Origin of the sequence: Mesorhizobium sp. B2-7-1 (assembly GCF_006440735.1) — a bacterium.
In the GTDB taxonomy this organism is placed as follows: domain Bacteria; phylum Pseudomonadota; class Alphaproteobacteria; order Rhizobiales; family Rhizobiaceae; genus Mesorhizobium.
The window spans coordinates 42,782-58,270 of sequence record NZ_VFUA01000030.1 but is presented as its reverse complement, the minus strand read 5'-3'; the positions used below and the strand labels follow the sequence as shown (position 1 = coordinate 58,270).

The 15,489-nt window shown below is 63.7% G+C and carries 19 protein-coding genes; 8 read left to right on the top strand and 11 right to left on the bottom strand.

Annotated elements, in window-relative coordinates:
- A partial coding sequence (locus FJ471_RS14175) for a hypothetical protein (RefSeq protein WP_140803982.1) occupies positions 1–548 on the top strand: 548 nt, incomplete at its 5' end.
- Positions 549–605: 57 nt separating this feature from the next.
- Here the strand turns inward: FJ471_RS14175 and FJ471_RS14170 are convergent.
- The 3 genes from FJ471_RS14170 to FJ471_RS35305 form a co-directional block, all read right to left on the bottom strand.
- Positions 606–1,121: a hypothetical protein gene (locus FJ471_RS14170; protein ID WP_140803980.1), complete on the bottom strand. Its 516-nt coding sequence runs from the start codon at positions 1,119–1,121 to the stop codon at positions 606–608.
- Positions 1,122–1,261: 140 nt separating this feature from the next.
- On the bottom strand, positions 1,262–2,155 hold the full coding sequence (locus tag FJ471_RS14165; RefSeq protein WP_246684718.1) for a hypothetical protein: 894 nt from the start codon (positions 2,153–2,155) through the stop codon (positions 1,262–1,264).
- Positions 2,071–2,394 carry a hypothetical protein gene (locus FJ471_RS35305; protein WP_246684717.1) on the bottom strand — a complete coding sequence of 108 codons (324 nt, stop codon included), beginning with the start codon at positions 2,392–2,394 and terminating at the stop codon, positions 2,071–2,073. The genes FJ471_RS14165 and FJ471_RS35305 overlap by 85 nt, the downstream gene beginning before the upstream one ends.
- Positions 2,395–3,289: 895 nt before the next feature.
- On the opposite strand from FJ471_RS35305, the gene FJ471_RS14160 reads away from it, so the two are divergent.
- Positions 3,290–4,228, top strand: a complete 939-nt coding sequence (locus FJ471_RS14160; RefSeq protein ID WP_140803979.1) for a diacylglycerol kinase family protein — start codon at positions 3,290–3,292, stop codon at positions 4,226–4,228.
- 15 nt (positions 4,229–4,243) lie between these two features.
- Here FJ471_RS14160 and FJ471_RS14155 read toward each other — a convergent pair whose 3' ends face one another.
- The 6 genes from FJ471_RS14155 to FJ471_RS14130 form a co-directional block, all read right to left on the bottom strand.
- Positions 4,244–4,747 (bottom strand): ankyrin repeat domain-containing protein, encoded by a 504-nt coding sequence (locus FJ471_RS14155; RefSeq protein WP_140803977.1) that lies wholly within the window; start codon positions 4,745–4,747, stop codon positions 4,244–4,246.
- A 472-nt stretch (positions 4,748–5,219) separates the two neighbouring features.
- On the bottom strand, positions 5,220–5,612 hold the full coding sequence (locus FJ471_RS14150; RefSeq protein ID WP_246684716.1) for a hypothetical protein: 393 nt from the start codon (positions 5,610–5,612) through the stop codon (positions 5,220–5,222).
- A gap of 235 nt (positions 5,613–5,847) precedes the next feature.
- Entirely contained in the window at positions 5,848–6,765 is a 918-nt protein-coding gene (locus tag FJ471_RS14145) for an NAD(P)-dependent oxidoreductase (protein ID WP_140803976.1), read from the bottom strand.
- Positions 6,762–7,973: a mandelate racemase/muconate lactonizing enzyme family protein gene (locus FJ471_RS14140; RefSeq protein ID WP_140803974.1), complete on the bottom strand. Its 1,212-nt coding sequence runs from the start codon at positions 7,971–7,973 to the stop codon at positions 6,762–6,764. The genes FJ471_RS14145 and FJ471_RS14140 overlap by 4 nt, the downstream gene beginning before the upstream one ends.
- Positions 7,970–9,586 carry a GMC family oxidoreductase N-terminal domain-containing protein gene (locus FJ471_RS14135; RefSeq protein ID WP_140803972.1) on the bottom strand — a complete coding sequence of 539 codons (1,617 nt, stop codon included), beginning with the start codon at positions 9,584–9,586 and terminating at the stop codon, positions 7,970–7,972. The genes FJ471_RS14140 and FJ471_RS14135 overlap by 4 nt, the downstream gene beginning before the upstream one ends.
- Positions 9,587–9,696: 110 nt before the next feature.
- A complete protein-coding gene (locus tag FJ471_RS14130; RefSeq protein WP_140803987.1) occupies positions 9,697–10,071 on the bottom strand; it encodes a VOC family protein in 375 nt (124 codons plus the stop codon).
- Between the two features lie 137 nt (positions 10,072–10,208).
- Here FJ471_RS14130 and FJ471_RS14125 point away from each other — a divergent pair, with 137 nt between their 5' ends.
- Positions 10,209–10,604, top strand: coding sequence for an acyl-CoA thioesterase (locus FJ471_RS14125; protein WP_140803985.1), 396 nt, complete (start codon positions 10,209–10,211; stop codon positions 10,602–10,604).
- 116 nt (positions 10,605–10,720) lie between these two features.
- Positions 10,721–10,924, top strand: a complete 204-nt coding sequence (locus FJ471_RS14120; RefSeq protein WP_140803971.1) for a hypothetical protein — start codon at positions 10,721–10,723, stop codon at positions 10,922–10,924.
- Between the two features lie 170 nt (positions 10,925–11,094).
- Here the strand turns inward: FJ471_RS14120 and FJ471_RS14115 are convergent, their stop codons facing one another.
- Positions 11,095–11,463: a helix-turn-helix domain-containing protein gene (locus FJ471_RS14115; RefSeq protein ID WP_140803969.1), complete on the bottom strand. Its 369-nt coding sequence runs from the start codon at positions 11,461–11,463 to the stop codon at positions 11,095–11,097.
- Positions 11,464–11,553: 90 nt separating this feature from the next.
- Between FJ471_RS14115 and FJ471_RS14110 the strand changes: the two genes are divergently transcribed.
- Positions 11,554–12,159: an NADPH-dependent FMN reductase gene (locus tag FJ471_RS14110; protein ID WP_140803968.1), complete on the top strand. Its 606-nt coding sequence runs from the start codon at positions 11,554–11,556 to the stop codon at positions 12,157–12,159.
- A 51-nt stretch (positions 12,160–12,210) separates the two neighbouring features.
- Here the strand turns inward: FJ471_RS14110 and FJ471_RS14105 are convergent, their stop codons facing one another.
- A complete protein-coding gene (locus FJ471_RS14105; protein ID WP_140803966.1) occupies positions 12,211–12,618 on the bottom strand; it encodes a helix-turn-helix domain-containing protein in 408 nt (135 codons plus the stop codon).
- Between the two features lie 97 nt (positions 12,619–12,715).
- Between FJ471_RS14105 and FJ471_RS14100 the strand changes: the two genes are divergently transcribed.
- The 3 genes from FJ471_RS14100 to FJ471_RS14090 all read left to right on the top strand — a co-directional run bounded on the left by FJ471_RS14100 (position 12,716) and on the right by FJ471_RS14090 (position 15,487).
- Positions 12,716–13,696, top strand: a complete 981-nt coding sequence (locus FJ471_RS14100; RefSeq protein ID WP_140803965.1) for a zinc-binding dehydrogenase — start codon at positions 12,716–12,718, stop codon at positions 13,694–13,696.
- A 151-nt stretch (positions 13,697–13,847) separates the two neighbouring features.
- Positions 13,848–14,396 carry a helix-turn-helix domain-containing protein gene (locus FJ471_RS14095; RefSeq protein ID WP_140803963.1) on the top strand — a complete coding sequence of 183 codons (549 nt, stop codon included), beginning with the start codon at positions 13,848–13,850 and terminating at the stop codon, positions 14,394–14,396.
- A complete protein-coding gene (locus tag FJ471_RS14090; RefSeq protein ID WP_140803962.1) occupies positions 14,393–15,487 on the top strand; it encodes an HlyD family secretion protein in 1,095 nt (364 codons plus the stop codon). Before FJ471_RS14095 ends, FJ471_RS14090 begins: the two co-directional genes overlap by 4 nt.
- The last annotated feature ends 2 nt before the right edge of the window (positions 15,488–15,489 follow it).

The following is a 15,489-nucleotide window of genomic DNA, read 5'->3' as shown; positions in this document are numbered from 1 at the left end:
CCTTCAAGCTGACGATCGACGGCGTGACCGTCGACATCGATCCCGGCGAGGATGTCGAGGTGACCTTGCCCGGCGGCAAGACCAGCAAGGTGCGGATCGAGCACAATGATTTCGCGACCTTCTCGGGCGGCACATTCTCTTTCGTCCATCCGAGCACCAATTCGGTCACCAAGACCGATCTCGGCGACGGCATCGCCCAGTATCTGATGGCATCGGCGCTCGGCACCCTGGTCGTGGTGCAGAAGTACGACAAGATGAACCCCGTCTCGCTCAACCAACTGATGCTGCAGGAGATGACCAAGGAAACGATCCAGGCGGGCGGGCAGCTGACGCAGCAGCCGACGAGCCGCAAGTTAGCCGACGGCAAGGCGTTAACGGGGCTCAAGGCGACCGTGAAGACGCGTACCGACAGCGCGGATTTCGAGATCGTAGGCTTCGGCACCGCCGATCAGGGACTGCTCTTCATCACGCGCATCGGCGATCAGGACAACGCCACGGAACAGCCGCTGATCGACAAGTTTTGGGAGACCTTGAAGATCAAGCTGTAAGGCGGACGATATTCAGGTGAGGCCGGCCTGACTTGAATCTGACGCGCCTTGAATTGCTTACAGACCCGTCAACCCGGCCAGCCAGCTTGCCGAGCGCTTCGCCGCGTCGACCGTTGCGCCGGCGGCGCGGCTGAGATCGGTCTTGACCACGGCATAGCCGGTTTTGGTACGGTAAATCACGGCGCGACCGCCATGCACCGATCCGTCGAAGGCGACGGGCTTCGCGGCTTCCGTCTCGCTGGCGGTCACCGTTCCTCCGACCGGAGCGCTCGGGCGATGGTCGAGCTCGGGCGGCAGCGGGGCGATGGTTTCGACAACGCGGTTTTTTGGCTTCAGATCCGGCCTGGAGGCTTTCGCGGCAAGCTCGGAGGAAGAGGCCGAGCCCTTGAGGCGGCAGATGCCCGAAACCAGCGGATAGTTGAAGTTGCGCTGGAGCAGCATCTGGCTCTTCATCGCCGCCTCGCAACCGGCGATCGTCGCCCATTTGGCCGGCGTCTCGCCGATATATTCGCACAGCTTGGCATCGCAGTCGCAGCCGACAATGGTCATGGCGACAAGGGCGGTCTTGATCACGGTCTTGTCCCTTCGAAATTTCTCCCCACCCCGCTCGCATCAATCCATGCCGAACAAGGCGGGATTTGGCCGCCATTGTGAAATGTGGATGACGGCACGTTTCCGAAGGTTGCTCAGCCGGCGACTGTGACCGAAATGCCTCAGTCGTCGGCGTAGACATATTCCAATTTGGCACCGGCCTTGGCCAGAGCCGGCAGGACCAAGTGCAGCTTGCGCACGGCGACGGCCAGCGCGGTGCGGCGCGTGTCGGGTGGTATCGGGATGGGCTGGCTGAACAGGATGCGCGCGCCTTCGGGGGCGGCGATCTCCGCGCCCGAGGTCACCGTGATCATGATCTCGTCCTTGCCGCCGATCTCGACGAAGGAGATTCCCTTGTCGATGAGGCGCGGGACCATCCCGGTAAAGGCCTGCGAGCGGCTGGTGACGAAGATGGTGCCGTCGCCGCCGAGATCGCGTTCGAGAAGCGTGTCCGGCTCGTTGCGCGCCGCCTCGCCGACCGGGCCCTTGGCCCAGACATGGATGTCGGGCGGGCTCGGATCGCCGGCGCTGGCCAACACCGATCTGCCGAGATCGGCGCACCATTGCTTGATTGTGTCGGCCAGGCCGAAGGCGAGCTTGCGTTCGCTGGTGCGGAAGGAGTCGTCGCCGGTGGCGGGCTCGAGGGCAAATAGCCCAGCGCGCTTTTCGGCATAGGGAAATTCATACCACCGCGTCTTGTCGAGAAAGGCAGCATAGTCGCTGGCGACCTTCGCCTGGTAGATGTCGGCAGCAATGCGCTTGCCGGCGGTCGCCTCGGTGATGCGGCCGACGGTGTTCTCGTAGGCCCATTGGAGGGCGTAGTCGATCGTAAGGCCGATGCCGGTGAGTGTCGGCATGACGTAATCGGCGGTGTTGAAGCCGTGGACGGAGCTTGCGCGGATGATCGCCGCATAGTCCTGCCAGTAACGGCCTATGTAGGACAGGTAAGGAAAGCCGCTCGGCTGGTCCTCGTCGACGAAGGCGGCATAGTCGCGCGCGGCGTGGAAGGCCGCCATTTCGGGTAGGCGAGCCAGGTCGACGACTCGGGCGATTGATAGCCCGGTATCGCCTGCCGGACCTTCGCAGCCAGCTCTGCTGGCGGAGCGCCGTCCGCGATGCCTGGCAGGGGCGCTTTATCGAGGGCAGGGATGGTGAGAAAGCCGTAGGCCAATCCGACGATCGGGATCAGCACGACGAGGACGATCAGCCAGAGGATTGTCTTGAAGAGTCGCCTCAGCCAGCGCAGCACGAACATGTCAGGCTGCGCCCGGATCGATCGGACGGCAAAGGCCAGCACGGTCGGCCGAGATGCCGGCGAGAGTAAGCTTGCGGATCAGCGGCATGAAGCATCCCCCTTCACGTCACGCTGAACGTTAGCCGATTTTGACGCGGGGAACAGGCCGGCTCCGCAACAAGGCGCGAAAGAGGTTACCGGCGGTGGGTCTATCCCTCGGGTGCCGCTCGCCCGTCTGGCGACACAACGCAACGGACTGCCCGGAAAGCAGATCTCAAAAAGACAGTCGGCGCTGGGATTTCTCCCAGCGCCTCCCTGTCAGATCAGGAACCGGTTAAGGCAGCAACTTCCGTAAAGTCGTCGCGCCAGGCCAGCCTTGATTTTGACGGTCCTGCCAGTCGCCACCCGAGGGCAGCTCCCGTTCCAGACCACGCCGATCTCCACCCTTGCGGGCTTCGCCCAGCGTGCCATCGAAGGTTTTTCCCGGCCTTCATGGCAGCATCGGTCCGCCGTCGGCGTTAGCACGCTTTCCGCGGCACCCGTAGGTCTCGGCATCCGTCCCTGAAACAGGCAAGCCTGCTCTCGTTCCGGGCCGTACGGGCCTCAGGAAATCCGCCTTGCGCTTTTGCCTTTCGGCTGGGGCGTTCAGTGGCCGCCTGAGATGGGTTTAACGTACGCCGGGTAAGGGGTTTGGGGAATGCCGGCAGCCCTGTGGATAGCGGGATTATCGGGGACCAATGGCAAAAGCCTCGGAATCTTTCGGCCGAGCCCCTTAGACAGCCTGCCCGCTTTTTTAGCGACCCTGGACGTTGGAGCCTTGCCCCGCCGCCCCGTCCGCGTTTCAATGCCGGCAAAAGACTTTGGTCGCAGCGCGGGTGCCGCCGCATATTTGCGACGTGCCTCGGGGGAGGTCGGCTTGAAGGTCGGGGTGGTTCTCAATCCGGTTGCCGGAGGCGGCAGGCTCAAGCGGCATTGGGCGGAGGCAGCGGCGTCGCTCAAGGCGAATTTCGGCGATTTCGACCTGCGCGAGACGCAAACCGGCGGCGATGCCGAGCGGCTGGCGATCGACCTCGCAGCCAGCGGGTGCGAACTGGTGATCGCTGCCGGCGGCGACGGCACCGCCAGCGAGGTGGCCGACGGGCTGCTGCAGGCGCGGCAGGAAAGTGGCCGCGAAAGCGCGCTTGGGCTCCTGCCTTGTGGCACCGGCATCGACTTCGCGCGCGGGCTTGGCCTGCCGCGCGGCATAGGCGCCTCGGTCAAGAAAATCGCCGACGCCGAGGGCCGCAAGATCGATGCCGGCCGCATCTGCTACATCGACGACCATGGCGCGCTGGCCAGCCGGCATTTCATCAATATCGCCAGCCTCGGCCTGTCCGGCGCGACGGATCGCGCCGTCAATACCGACAAGCGCATGGGCAGGGTCTCGGCCAAGGCGCTGTTCTTCTGGCGCACCGTGCTGGAGTTCGTCCGCTATCGCTTCCAGGACGTCCGGATCACCATCGACGACGGCGAGCCGGTCGAGGCGCGCATGGCGCTGGTGGCGGTGGCGAACGGCAAATTCTTCGGTGGTGGCATGATGATCGCCCCGGACGCCGAGCTCGCCGACGGCCAGTTCGACATCGTCATCCTGCGCGCCGCCGGCAAGCTCGGCCTGATAAGGGACATCCGCCTGCTCTATGGCGGCCGGCATCGCAACCATCCGGCGATCACCATCCTGCGCGGCCGCAAAGTGCTGGTCGAGCCATTGGGCGATGCGGAGAAGAACGGCGCGCTGGTCGACATAGACGGCGAGTCGCCGGGCCGGATTCCGGCGACGTTCGAGATCCTGCCCGGCGCGCTGACGCTGAGAGGTTGACGCGTTGCGGTCGATCTAGTCTTTGGTATTGGCCTTCAGCAACTCGACAACTCGCTGATCGGCCTGTGTCCCAACGGCTATATCGACAGGCTTTTGTCCGGCGCTGTCTGGAATGTTGGGATTCGCGCCCTTCTCAAGCAGCCATTTTATGTAGGCGAACTGCTGGTCGCCGGCCGGCTGCCCCGGGCCATTGTAGGAAGCATTGGCGAGCAGGGTCTTTCCCTTTTCAACTTTGTTGATATCCATTCCACGATCAAGCATGAGCTGGGTGATTTCTATATACCGCCTGTATCCAGCGCCCGATACCGGCCCCCATCTTTGCTCATCATTCAATTCGAAATCCGCACCTTGGATCAGAGCCTGTTTGACGCCCTCCACATTGCCCCAAAAGGCATAGGTTCCAAGCATGGCTTTGGCATTTGCCCACTGAGGGGCGATACCGTGCGCCTTGGCAGCTTTCACCCTCTGATAATCCGTGACGGCTTTTTGATATTGAGGGGAGTTTGTCAGCGTGGCCATATAGGTGATTTTCTTCCGGTGCTTCGGCGAGAATTTCTCGTAGCCGTAACACCTCTAGCACCGCAACTCATTGCCCGGCACTGGCCTGTCGGGTCGTTCAAAGTCACGCTCGTCGGCGTCGGGACGACATGCAGCACGCACCCGTTTCCATAGGTCGTATCATAGTAGGTAAACTGTCCCTGATCCCGTTCAGCTATTCCGGAAATCGAGCAGGAATGACCGTTGGAAAATTGCAGCGACGCCCGAAAATACATTGAGTCCTTGTCGTATGGAACCAATTCCAGGACGTCAGTAGCGTCGTGCTTTTCCGTCTTCCCGTTGTCAAAAAAGTCGGTCTGGAAATTATACCAGTACATCCCCTCCAGCTTGCTCAAATCCTTTGGAAGGACGGATGAGGCTGTGTGCGTTTCCGCAGCCGTAGAAGCGTTGTCAAATCCACACAACGCCAGACATACGAGCAAAGTCAGTCTCTTCATATCTGGCTCCGCCAACGCGATGAGTTGCTGACTAAGCTGACTTGAAAATCGTCGCGGCAAGATAGAGGAGCAGAACCAGGAAAATGAACAGGTCCGAGACCATGGCGATGTTTCGTTGGTGTTGCGATCGGCTTTGCGCAGGTGCAGCGCTCCCGCCAGACCATAGAACAGCCCCCGGCGATGGCCGCCGGCACCACCCATTCGCGGTTCAGCAGCGACAGGGCGCCGAGCGTGCCGATGGCGAAGTTGCCGAAGCCGAGTTCGCGCACGACGGTCTCCGCCGCCTTGTCCTTGATGCCGAAGGTGCTGTCGGCGGTGAAGGCGGGATTGGCCATCTGCCTTATGCCGGCGAGAAGCATCGAATGCCAACGCCCCAGAAGACGAACCATTTTCCGATGAGAAACCAGAGGCCGGCATCGCTGTGAAGCCCAAAGGCTTCGATCAGGATGGAGGCGACGGGAAAGACGCCCATCAAGAGCACAACAACCGCCAGATACATCAGCTACCCCCCGAGCTTCGATCCAAAGATATCTGACGGGAACTGAGATTTTGAATCAAGCGGCTGAGAGGTTGATTCGAGGATTTGCGCTAAGCGGCTGAGAAAGCTGGCTAAATATTTGCCGGTTATAGTTCGAGCCTGGCCGGAAAACCCGGCGCGCGAAGCTCAGTGCCGGCCGTATCCTCGAGCAATTTGACGATTTGCGTCGACCAGGCATCGCCGCCATAGGCGCGCTTGCCCTCCTCGAAGATTGCGTTGACGCGCGATGCCAGATCGAGCGGCGCGCCGAAATCCCTGCCCATTGCGAGCGCGAAGCCGAGGTCCTTCAGCGCCAGGTCCATGGTGAAGCCGATGTTGTAGGAGCCGTTGAGCACGAGCTGGCTTTCGGTCTCATGGACGAAGCTGTTGCCGGAAGAGGCGACGATGGCGTGATAGGCCTGGGCGAGGTCGAGGCCGCCCTGCTTGGCCAGCATCAGCGCCTCGCCGGCGGCGACAAGATGGATGAAGGCCAGCATGTTGGTGATGACCTTGATCACCGCCGCCGAGCCGACCGGCCCCATCAGGAAGGATTTTGCGCACATCGCCTCGATCGCCGGCCGATGGTGTTCGTAGAGGGCGGCGTCGCCGCCGACGAGCGCGGTGATCCTGCCCACCGCCGCCAGATGCACGCCGCCGGTGACCGGGCATTCGAGCGTCTCGATGCCCTGGGCCGAGGCGAGGGCCGCCAGCCGCAGGATCTCGTCGCGGCCATTGGTCGACATCTCGATCCAGGTGCCGCCCTTGGGCAGACCCTGAAGCAGTCCGTCGGGGCCGACGAGCACCGCTTCGCTGACCTTCGGCGAAGGCAGGCAGGTGATGGCGTTGCCGGCGCGAGAAGCGGCTTCGGCCGGGCTCGCCGCCGCAATGGCGCCGAGCGCGACGAGGCGCTCGACCGCCGCCGGGTCGCGGTCGAAGACGGTGACAGCGAAGCCGTTGCGCAGCAGGCTGGCGGCAAGGTTGCCGCCAAGATGGCCAAGGCCGATGAAGGCGTAAGCGAGGGTCACGGCATCAACGGCGTCTGCATCATCTGCAGATGCAGGTCCTTGCCGCTATAGGGATGCGCATCGCAGACCGCCTCGTCGAGCTCGACGCCGAGGCCCGGCTCCTTCGACGGGATGACGTTGCCGTCCTGCCACTCGATCTTCTTCTTGAGCAGTTTTTCGTGGAAACCGTCCCACTGCTTGAGCGATTCCAGGATGAGGAAGTTGGGCAATGTGGCGGCGAGCTGGATGTTGGCCGCACCCACGATCGGGCCGCAATAGCAGTGCGGCGCGACCTGGATATGGTAGGCCTCGGCCATGGCTGCGATCTTCTTGGTTTCAAGAATGCCGCCGGAACGGCCGAGATCCGGCTGCAGGATGGTCGCGGCGCGGTTCTCGATGACGCGGGCGAACTCGAACTTCGTCGTCAGCCGCTCGCCGGTGGCGATCGGGATCGAGGTGCCGCGAGCGACCTGTGCCATCACCTCGGGCATATCCGGCGGCACCGGCTCCTCGAACCACAGCGGATCGTAAGGCTCGATGGCGCGCGCCATGCGCAGCGCGCCCGACGCGGTGAACTGGCCGTGGGTGCCGAACAGAATGTCGGCGCGCGTTCCCACCGCCTCGCGGATCGCCTTGATCATGCGCGCCGACAGATCGATGTCGATGAGGCGCGGCTGGTGGCCGTCATAGGCGGTGTAGGGTCCGGCCGGGTCGAGTTTCACGGCGTTGAAGCCCTGTTCGACATATTCCAGCGCGCAGGCGGCGGCCATGTCGGGGTCGTTGTAGACGTTCTTGCCGCGCGCATCTTCCGAATGGACGCTGCCGGTGTGCGGATAGAGATAGGTGTAGGAGCGCAGCGTCTCATGCACCTGGCCGCCGAGCAGCTTGTAGACCGGCTTACCGGCCTCCTTGCCGACGATGTCCCAGCAGGCCATTTCCAGCGCCGAGAAGCAGCCCATGCCGGAGACGTCGGGGCGCTGGGTGAAGCCGGAGGAATAGGCGCGGCGGAAGAAATTCTCGATGTCGTGCGGATCGCGGCCGACGAGATAGCGTTCGGCCATGTCCTCGATCATCCTCGCGGTGACATGCGCCGAGAAGGTGGCGTTATAGGCCTCGCCATAGCCGACCACGCCGCCATCGGTGGTGAGCTTGACGAAGATGAAATACTTGCCCCCGATACCGGGCGGCGGGTTGCCGACAACCCAGGTCTTCACGTCGGTGATTTTCATTTGTGATCCTCCAGAACCAGCTCGGCGCCCTTCCATCCGGTCAGGATCGAGGCGGCATTGGTGTTGCCCGTGATGTTGTCGGGGAAAATCGAAGCGTCGATGACGCGCAAGCCGTCCAGCCCGTGCACCTTGAGCCGCGGATCGACGACGGCGCGCGACGCATCAGGCCCCATGCGGCAGGTCGAGACCGGGTGGTAGACGGTGCCCGAGCGCTTCCTGAAATCCTGGATCAGGTCGGCGTCCGATTGGATCGAGGGGCCGGGCAGCACCTCTTCCTCGATGATCTCGGCCATCGCCGGCATCGCGGCGATCCTGCGCACGAACTTCACCGCCGCCAGCATCTCGTCGACATCGGCATTGGTCGAATAGGCGTTGGGCGTGATCCTCGGATAGTCGCGCGGATTGTTCGAGCGGATCATGATCTCGCCGCGGCTCGAGGGCCGGCAGTTGGACAGGCCGATCGAGAAGCCCGGCCAGGGGTCGGGCGTCAGGATCGGACGCTCGCCGCTCTTCGGGATGACGGTCGAGAAGGCCTGGAAATAGAGCTGCATGTTCGGCCGCGTCATCGAGGAGTCGGTGCGGAAGAAGCCGCCGGCATTGTTCATCGACAGCGACAGCGGACCGGAGCGCAAGAGGATGTATTGCATGCCGACGAGCAGCTTGCCCCACCAAGGCCTAAGGATCTGGTTCAGCGTCGGCAGCTTGCCCTTGAAGGTGTAGTTGATGCCGACATGGTCCTGCAGATTGGCGCCGACATTGTCGTTTACGTGGACGACCAGGATGCCGAGATCGCCGAGCAAGGTCGAGGGACCGACGCCGGACAGCTGCAGCAGTTGTGGCGAGTTGATCGAGCCGCCCGACAGGATCACCTCGCGGCCGGCGCGCGCCGTCTTCCTCTCGCCACTCTGCTCATATTCGACGCCGACGGCACGCTTGCCCTCGAACAGGATTTTTGTCGCCAGGGCGTTGGTTTCGACGCGGACGTTGGCGCGTTTCATCGCCGGCCGCAGGAAGGCACGGGCGGCCGACATGCGGCGGCCGTTCTTGGTCGTGATCTGGTAGACGCCGACGCCTTCCTGGGAGGCGCCGTTGAAATCCGGATTGAACGGCAGACCGGCCTGCTGCCCGGCTGCCAGATAGCGCTTGGTCAGCGGGTGAACCGCGTTGGTGCAGTCGGTGACGTGCAGCGGTCCGCCGACGCCGCGCCACCGGTCGGCGCCGGCTGCATTGTCTTCCATCGCCTTGAAGGAGGGCAGGAGATCGTCATAGCTCCAGCCGGGATTGCCGGCGGCGGCCCAGGCGTCGAAATCCTCGGGCGCGCCGCGGATGAAGACCATGGCGTTGATCGAGCTCGATCCGCCGAGCAACTTGCCGCGCGGCCAGTGGTCGGTGTTACCGGCGAGGCCGGGATCCGGTTCCGTCTTGTAGTTCCAGTTGACGGCCGGGTCGAAGAAGGTCTTACCGTAGCCGAGCGGCATCTGGACGTAGAACCGCTGGTCGGTTCCGCCGGCCTCTAGCACCAGCACGGAGAAACGGCCGGAAGCCGACAGCCTGTCGGCAACGACCGAGCCGGCCGAGCCGGAGCCGACGATAATGAAATCATAAGTCTGCATGGTGGGCGGGCGCGCTCCGAAATTCGCGGCCTAGCCTAGACATTGCCGGCTCGCGGCGTCGCCGTGGCTTCCGGCATGGCTTGTGAAAAAAGCGACCGGCGTCTTTGCGCTCAACCGACGGTACTGTCGTTTTTGCGAAAGGCGCGGCTCGAGATCGATATCGGGTTGTCGCTTGGATCGCGGGCGTTGGCGAAGACATAGCCGTCGGCCCGGTGCAGGGCGCCGAATTCCAGCCCTTCCTTTGCGCTGCCAGCGGCAAAGGTTTCGATGTCCTCGACATCGAAGACCAATTTGACGGTCGATTGTCCTCTTTTCTGCCCCTTCGCCGCGAGATGAAGCATGAGACTTGCACAGCCGGCTGGATTGACCAGTTCGACGATCCTGTCACCTTCCTCACGATGCGCTTTGAAGCCGAAGTGCCTTTCGTAAAAAGTCACCGCCGTTTCGATGTTTCTGACGTAAAGGATGATGCGATTGAGCGGCAAAGCCAATTCCTTCCCCCAGGCCGTTCTGCGGACATAGCCTAGGATCGAAAGCTCCAGCTGTCAGCAGTGCGCGCGTTGACGGGTGAAGGGAGCGACGCTACGGGGATGAGGTGATCGCTTCAGGAGAGGATTTCGCCATGGTGCACTACGCGGACGGAAGACCTCTCGGCGATCTCACTTTGAGGACGCTCGCCATGCCCTCCGACGCCAATGCTGCCGGCGACATCTTCGGCGGCTGGGTGATGGCGCAGATGGACCTTGCCTGCGGCATCCGCGCCGCCGAGCGCGCCAAGGGCCGCGTCGTGACGGCGGCCGTGAAGGAGATGTCCTTCGCCAAGGCGATGAAGATCGGCGACACGCTCTGCATCTACACCCATGTCGAGCGCGTCGGCCGCACCTCGATGGTGCTCAAGGTCGAGGCCTGGGCGCAGCGCTACCTTTCCGACCTGATGGAAAAGGTCACTCATGCCGATTTCGTCATGGTGGCGCTCGACGGCGAAGGCAAGCCGAAGCCGGTTCCGGCCGAGAGCTGACGGGTCCCTGATTCTCCCAGGCTTGCGGTTTTGTAACAACAGCCGCGCGGGAGATGCGCTTCGCGACATCCAATGGTTGCCTTCGCGCCCCAGTTTGAGGGCGCGGGGGGAAAACAATGCGTCAACACATGCTGAACGGCTGGCTCGTGGCAGCCCTAATCGCGCTGGTCTGCCTGCTCGGTATAACGGCCTATATGGAGGTCAGGAAAGACCTTCCGCGCGTCGCCTGCATGCGGGATCAGGCAGTGGCCGGCAAGAGAGCCGCGCAATCGGAAAGCTGCTCGACGGCGTGCTGCGCCAGCACCGCTCCAAGCGCCTGATCGGCAGTCGGCTAAAGACAGTCGTCCTTGTCGAGACGGTTGCGCGGTGACGCCGGCGAGGCTGGCGGCGAGGCCGCAGCGGAGCTGATCAAAACCGGAAGGTGCGACAGGGCCGGCGCTGTGATGCACGGTTCATCCAATGGTTCATAAACCTTTGAACTACAAGGGTTTCAGGCCTGCTGGCCGTCGAATTTCGCGCGCGCTTCGCGGACCCGATTGGTGTTCTTGCGCGCCCATTCGCCGAGCGCGCCGACCGGCACGAGCAGCTCGTGGCCGAGCTCGGTCAGCTCGTAATCGACACGTGGCGGAATGGTCGGAAACACTTTGCGCGTGACGAAGCCGTCGCGCTCCAGGCCGCGCAAGGTGGTGGTCAGCATCTTCTGCGAAATGCCGCCGACGGCGGCGCGCAATTCGTTGAAGCGCATCGCCCCGTCGCCCAGCTTGCCGACGACGAGCACGGTCCATTTGTCGCCGACCCGTTGCAGGATTTCCGACACTGCACGGCAGTCCTCGGTGATGTGCGGGTGCCTCAGTAACAAAAACGTGCCTCCTTGCGCGCTGGTTTGTCAGTATCACATATAGCGCCGGTATCCAAACGATACCAGAAATTCCCGCAAGGAGAGCCCCTTATGTCCAAACCCAAAATCGCCATTGTCGTCGGTTCGACGCGCGCCGCCCGCTTCGCCGACGTGCCGACCCAGTGGATCGCCAAGATCGCCAAGTCGCACGCCGATATCGACGTCGAGATCGTCGATCTGCGCGACTGGCCGCTGCCCTTCTTCGACGAGGTCGCTTCCTCCGCCTGGGCGCCGTCGCAGAACGAAGTGGCGCAGCGCTGGCAAAAGAAGGTCGCCGAGTTCGACGGCTTCATCTTCACCGCCGCCGAATACAATCACGCTCCGACCGGTGTCCTGAAGAACGCCATCGATTACGCCGCCAATGAATGGAACAAGAAGCCGGCCGGCTTTGTCGGCTATGGCTCGGTCGGCGGCGCGCGCGCGGTCGAACAGCTCCGCCTGATCGCCGTCGAGTTGCAGATGGCGCCGGTCAAGTCGGCCGTCCATATCGCCTGGGGTGATTTCCTTGCGGTGCGCCAGGGCGAGAAGAAGCTCGATGATCTCGAACATCTGAACCAGGCCGCCGCGGCGCTGGTCAATGACGTCGCCTGGTGGGCCAAGGTGCTGAAGGCGGCGCGTGCCGCCGACGCGATCGCCGGCGAAGCCCAGGCCGCTTAAAGAGCCCGACTGTAGTCATCCTCCCGAAGGGCGGCGCTTGCGCCGCCCTTTTTAGTTTGCGGAAGCCTCGATGGCCTGCCTTGGCCTGATGATGCAATCGGCAAGATGTGCCTGCTCGTCCAGCGCGTCGGCGTGGTGCTGTCCCCACTGGCAAAGCGCCAGCAGGATGGGCTCGAGGCTGAGGCCGAGCGCCGTCGCGGAATATTCGACCCGCGCCGGGATCTCGGCGAAGATCTCGCGGTCGACCAGCCCGTGCTCCTCCATCTCGCGCAGCTGGTCGATCAGCACCTTCTGGGTGATGTCGGGCATCTGAGCCTTGAGCGCCGAAAGCCGGCGCGGACCGTCGAAGAGATAATAGAGGATCACCGCCTTCCAGCGGCCGGAGATCACCTTCAGCGCGCGTTCCGCCGGCAGCATCGGCAGGCGCTTGATCACGCGTCGTTTGGCGATGTGGGCCATGGTCACCTCCTGGTGTGCAGCGGACAAATCCGTGTGTAGCGGCGACAGCGCAGATAGTGGCAAAGGGCGGCCGACGCCATAGCGATCGGAGCCTGCCATGAAAGCCATCCAGTTCAGCCGTTTCGGCGGTCCCGACGTGCTGGAGGTCGTCGACGCGCCAACGCCCGTCGCGGGACCCGGCGAGGTCCTAGTCAAGGTTGGGGCCGCCGGCGTCAACTTCTTCGAAGTGCTGATGCGTGCGGATCGCTACGCCGTCACGCCGAGCCTGCCGGTGTTCCCCGGCGTCGAAGTCGCCGGCACGGTCGAGGCGGTCGGCGAGGGCGTTAACCGGCGACTTTTAGGAAGCCGCGTGGCGGCACCGCTGTTCGTCTCGGCCAGGCCATTCGGCGGCTATGCCCAATATGTGACGATCGACGCCGGCCTCGTCGTGCCGCTGCCGGGCGCGCTTTCCTTCGAAGATGCGACCGCCTTGATGGTGCAGGGGCTGACCGCCTTGCATCTTTTGCGGCAAAGCCCGCCGGCCGGCAGGACGGTGCTGGTTCCCGCTGCCGCCGGTGGCGTCGGTTCGCTGCTTGTCCAACTGGCCAAGGGGCAGGGCGCTCGTCGCGTCATCGCGCTGGCCGGCGGTACTTCCAGGCGCGATTTTGCCCTCGCGCTCGGTGCCGATCTGGCGATCGATACCAGCGAAGCGGATTGGCCGGCGCGGGGCCGCGAGGCGAGCGACGGCCTGGGCGTCGGAACCGTCTACGACACCGTCGGCGGCGCATTGACCAAGCAATTTCTCGACCTCCTGGCGCCCGGTGGCGAGCTGCTGTTCGCGGCGCTCGGCCGCTTTCGACTGTCGGCCTCGGACCTCGAAGCGATGATCGGCCGCAATCAGTCGCTCAAGGGCTTTGCCCTGTTGCCGCTCTTGTTTCCCGATAGCCTCAGGACGGACCTGTTGCAGCTGTTCGACCTCGCAGCGAGCGGCCGACTGAAGGTGACGATCGGCGGCCGCTTTCCGCTGCATCAGGCAGGCGAGGCGCATCGATTGCTGGAAGAGCGCCGCGCTACCGGCAAGGTCGTGCTGCTGCCCTGATCGATGACTTCGTCCGCGGCTTTCCCGACTCGCCTGCCGTGCGCCCTCACGACTTTGTGTCGGCCTGTCCCAGAACCTTGCCGCTTAGTGACTTGCATTATGCAATTGACTCGGCTATTTGTAACTTTCATCTTGATAGTGAGTCACGAAGATGGTTGCGAAGACGAGCTTCGAAACGCGTCCATGCCCTATCGCCCGCAGCCTCGACGAGGTCGGCGAGTGGTGGAGCATCCTTTTGCTGCGCGACGCATTCCAGGGCCTCACACGCTTCGACCAGTTCCAGAAGAGCCTGGATATCGCCCCGAACATCCTGACGCGGCGGCTGAACAGCCTGGTCGAGCGTGGGCTGTTCGAGAAGCGCGCCTACTGCGAGCGGCCGCTTCGGCATGAATATGTGCTGACCGCTAAGGGCCGCGATTTCCGGCCGGTGCTTCTTTCGCTGCTCGCCTGGGGCAACAAGCATCTGGCGCCCGAGGGGCCGAGCCTGGTCGTGGTGGACAAGGCGGACGGGCGCTGGGCCGAGCCGGTCCTGGTCGACCGGGAGACCGGCAGGGATCTGGACGGCGGCGGCTTCGCCATGGCGACCGCCCCGATGGCCACCGACCGAATGCGGCAGCGCTATCGTTTCAGCACCGAAGGTTCGGGCTTTCCGCTGGTCGAGAACGCTGATGGCGGCCAGGAGGAGGCGAAAAGCAGATGAACAAGGCCCTTTCCCCGGCCGAATTGCAGACCACGGTCGTTGATATCCCGAAGCCGGCCAGGAAGCGGCGCAAGCCGTTGCTGCTCGGTGCTGCGCTGATCGCGATCGCTGCCGCCGGATGGTATGGCGTCGGGTGGTGGCAGGCCAACCGCTTCCTGGTGACGACGGACGACGCCTATGTCGGCGGCAACGTCACGCCGCTGGCGCCGCGTGTCGCCGGCCATATCGATCAGGTCCTGGTCGAAGATAACCAGCATGTCACCGCCGGCCAGCCTGTCATCCGCATCGACGACAGGCCTTTCAAGGCCGCGCTGGAACGCGCGCAGGCATCGGTGCAGCAGAAGCAGTCGGCGCTCGACAATCTGCGCGCCCAGGTCTCGCTGCAGAACTCACTGATCGAACAGGCCAGCGCCGATCTCGATGCCAAGAGCGCCGCCGCCGCTTTCACCGCGCAGGACGCCAAGCGCTACGCGGTGCTTGCCAGCGCCAGGACCGGCTCGCAACAGGACGCCCAAAAGAGCGCCGCGGCCGATGGCCAGGCACAGGCATCCGTCGCCGCCGCGCGGGCGGCGCTTGCCGCGTCGAGGCAGCAGCTCGACGTCCTCAACACCCAGATTTCGGAAGCGACTGCGGAAGTCGCGGCCGCCAAGGCGGATCTCGATACGGCGCAGCTCGACCTCGGCTTCACCGAAATCCGCTCGCCGATCGACGGCATCGTCGGCAACAGGCTGGCGCAGGTGGGCACCTATGTCTCGCCGGGCAGCTACCTTTTGACCATCGTTCCTGCTTCGGGCCTGTGGGTCGACGCCAATTTCAAGGAGGACCAGCTGCGCGCCATGGCCGACGGACAGGCCGCGACCGTCTATGCCGATGTCGCTCCCGACCAGCCGCTCAAGGGCCATGTCACCAGCCTGGGGCCGGCCACCGGAGCGATCTTCAGCGTGATCCCACCGCAGAACGCGACCGGCAATTTCACCAAGATCGTGCAGCGGGTGCCGGTCAGGATCACCATCGACGCCGACCAGGCCGGCAAGGTCGCGCTCAGGCCAGGCTTGTCGACGGTGGTCACGGTCGACACAGGATCGCACTGAGA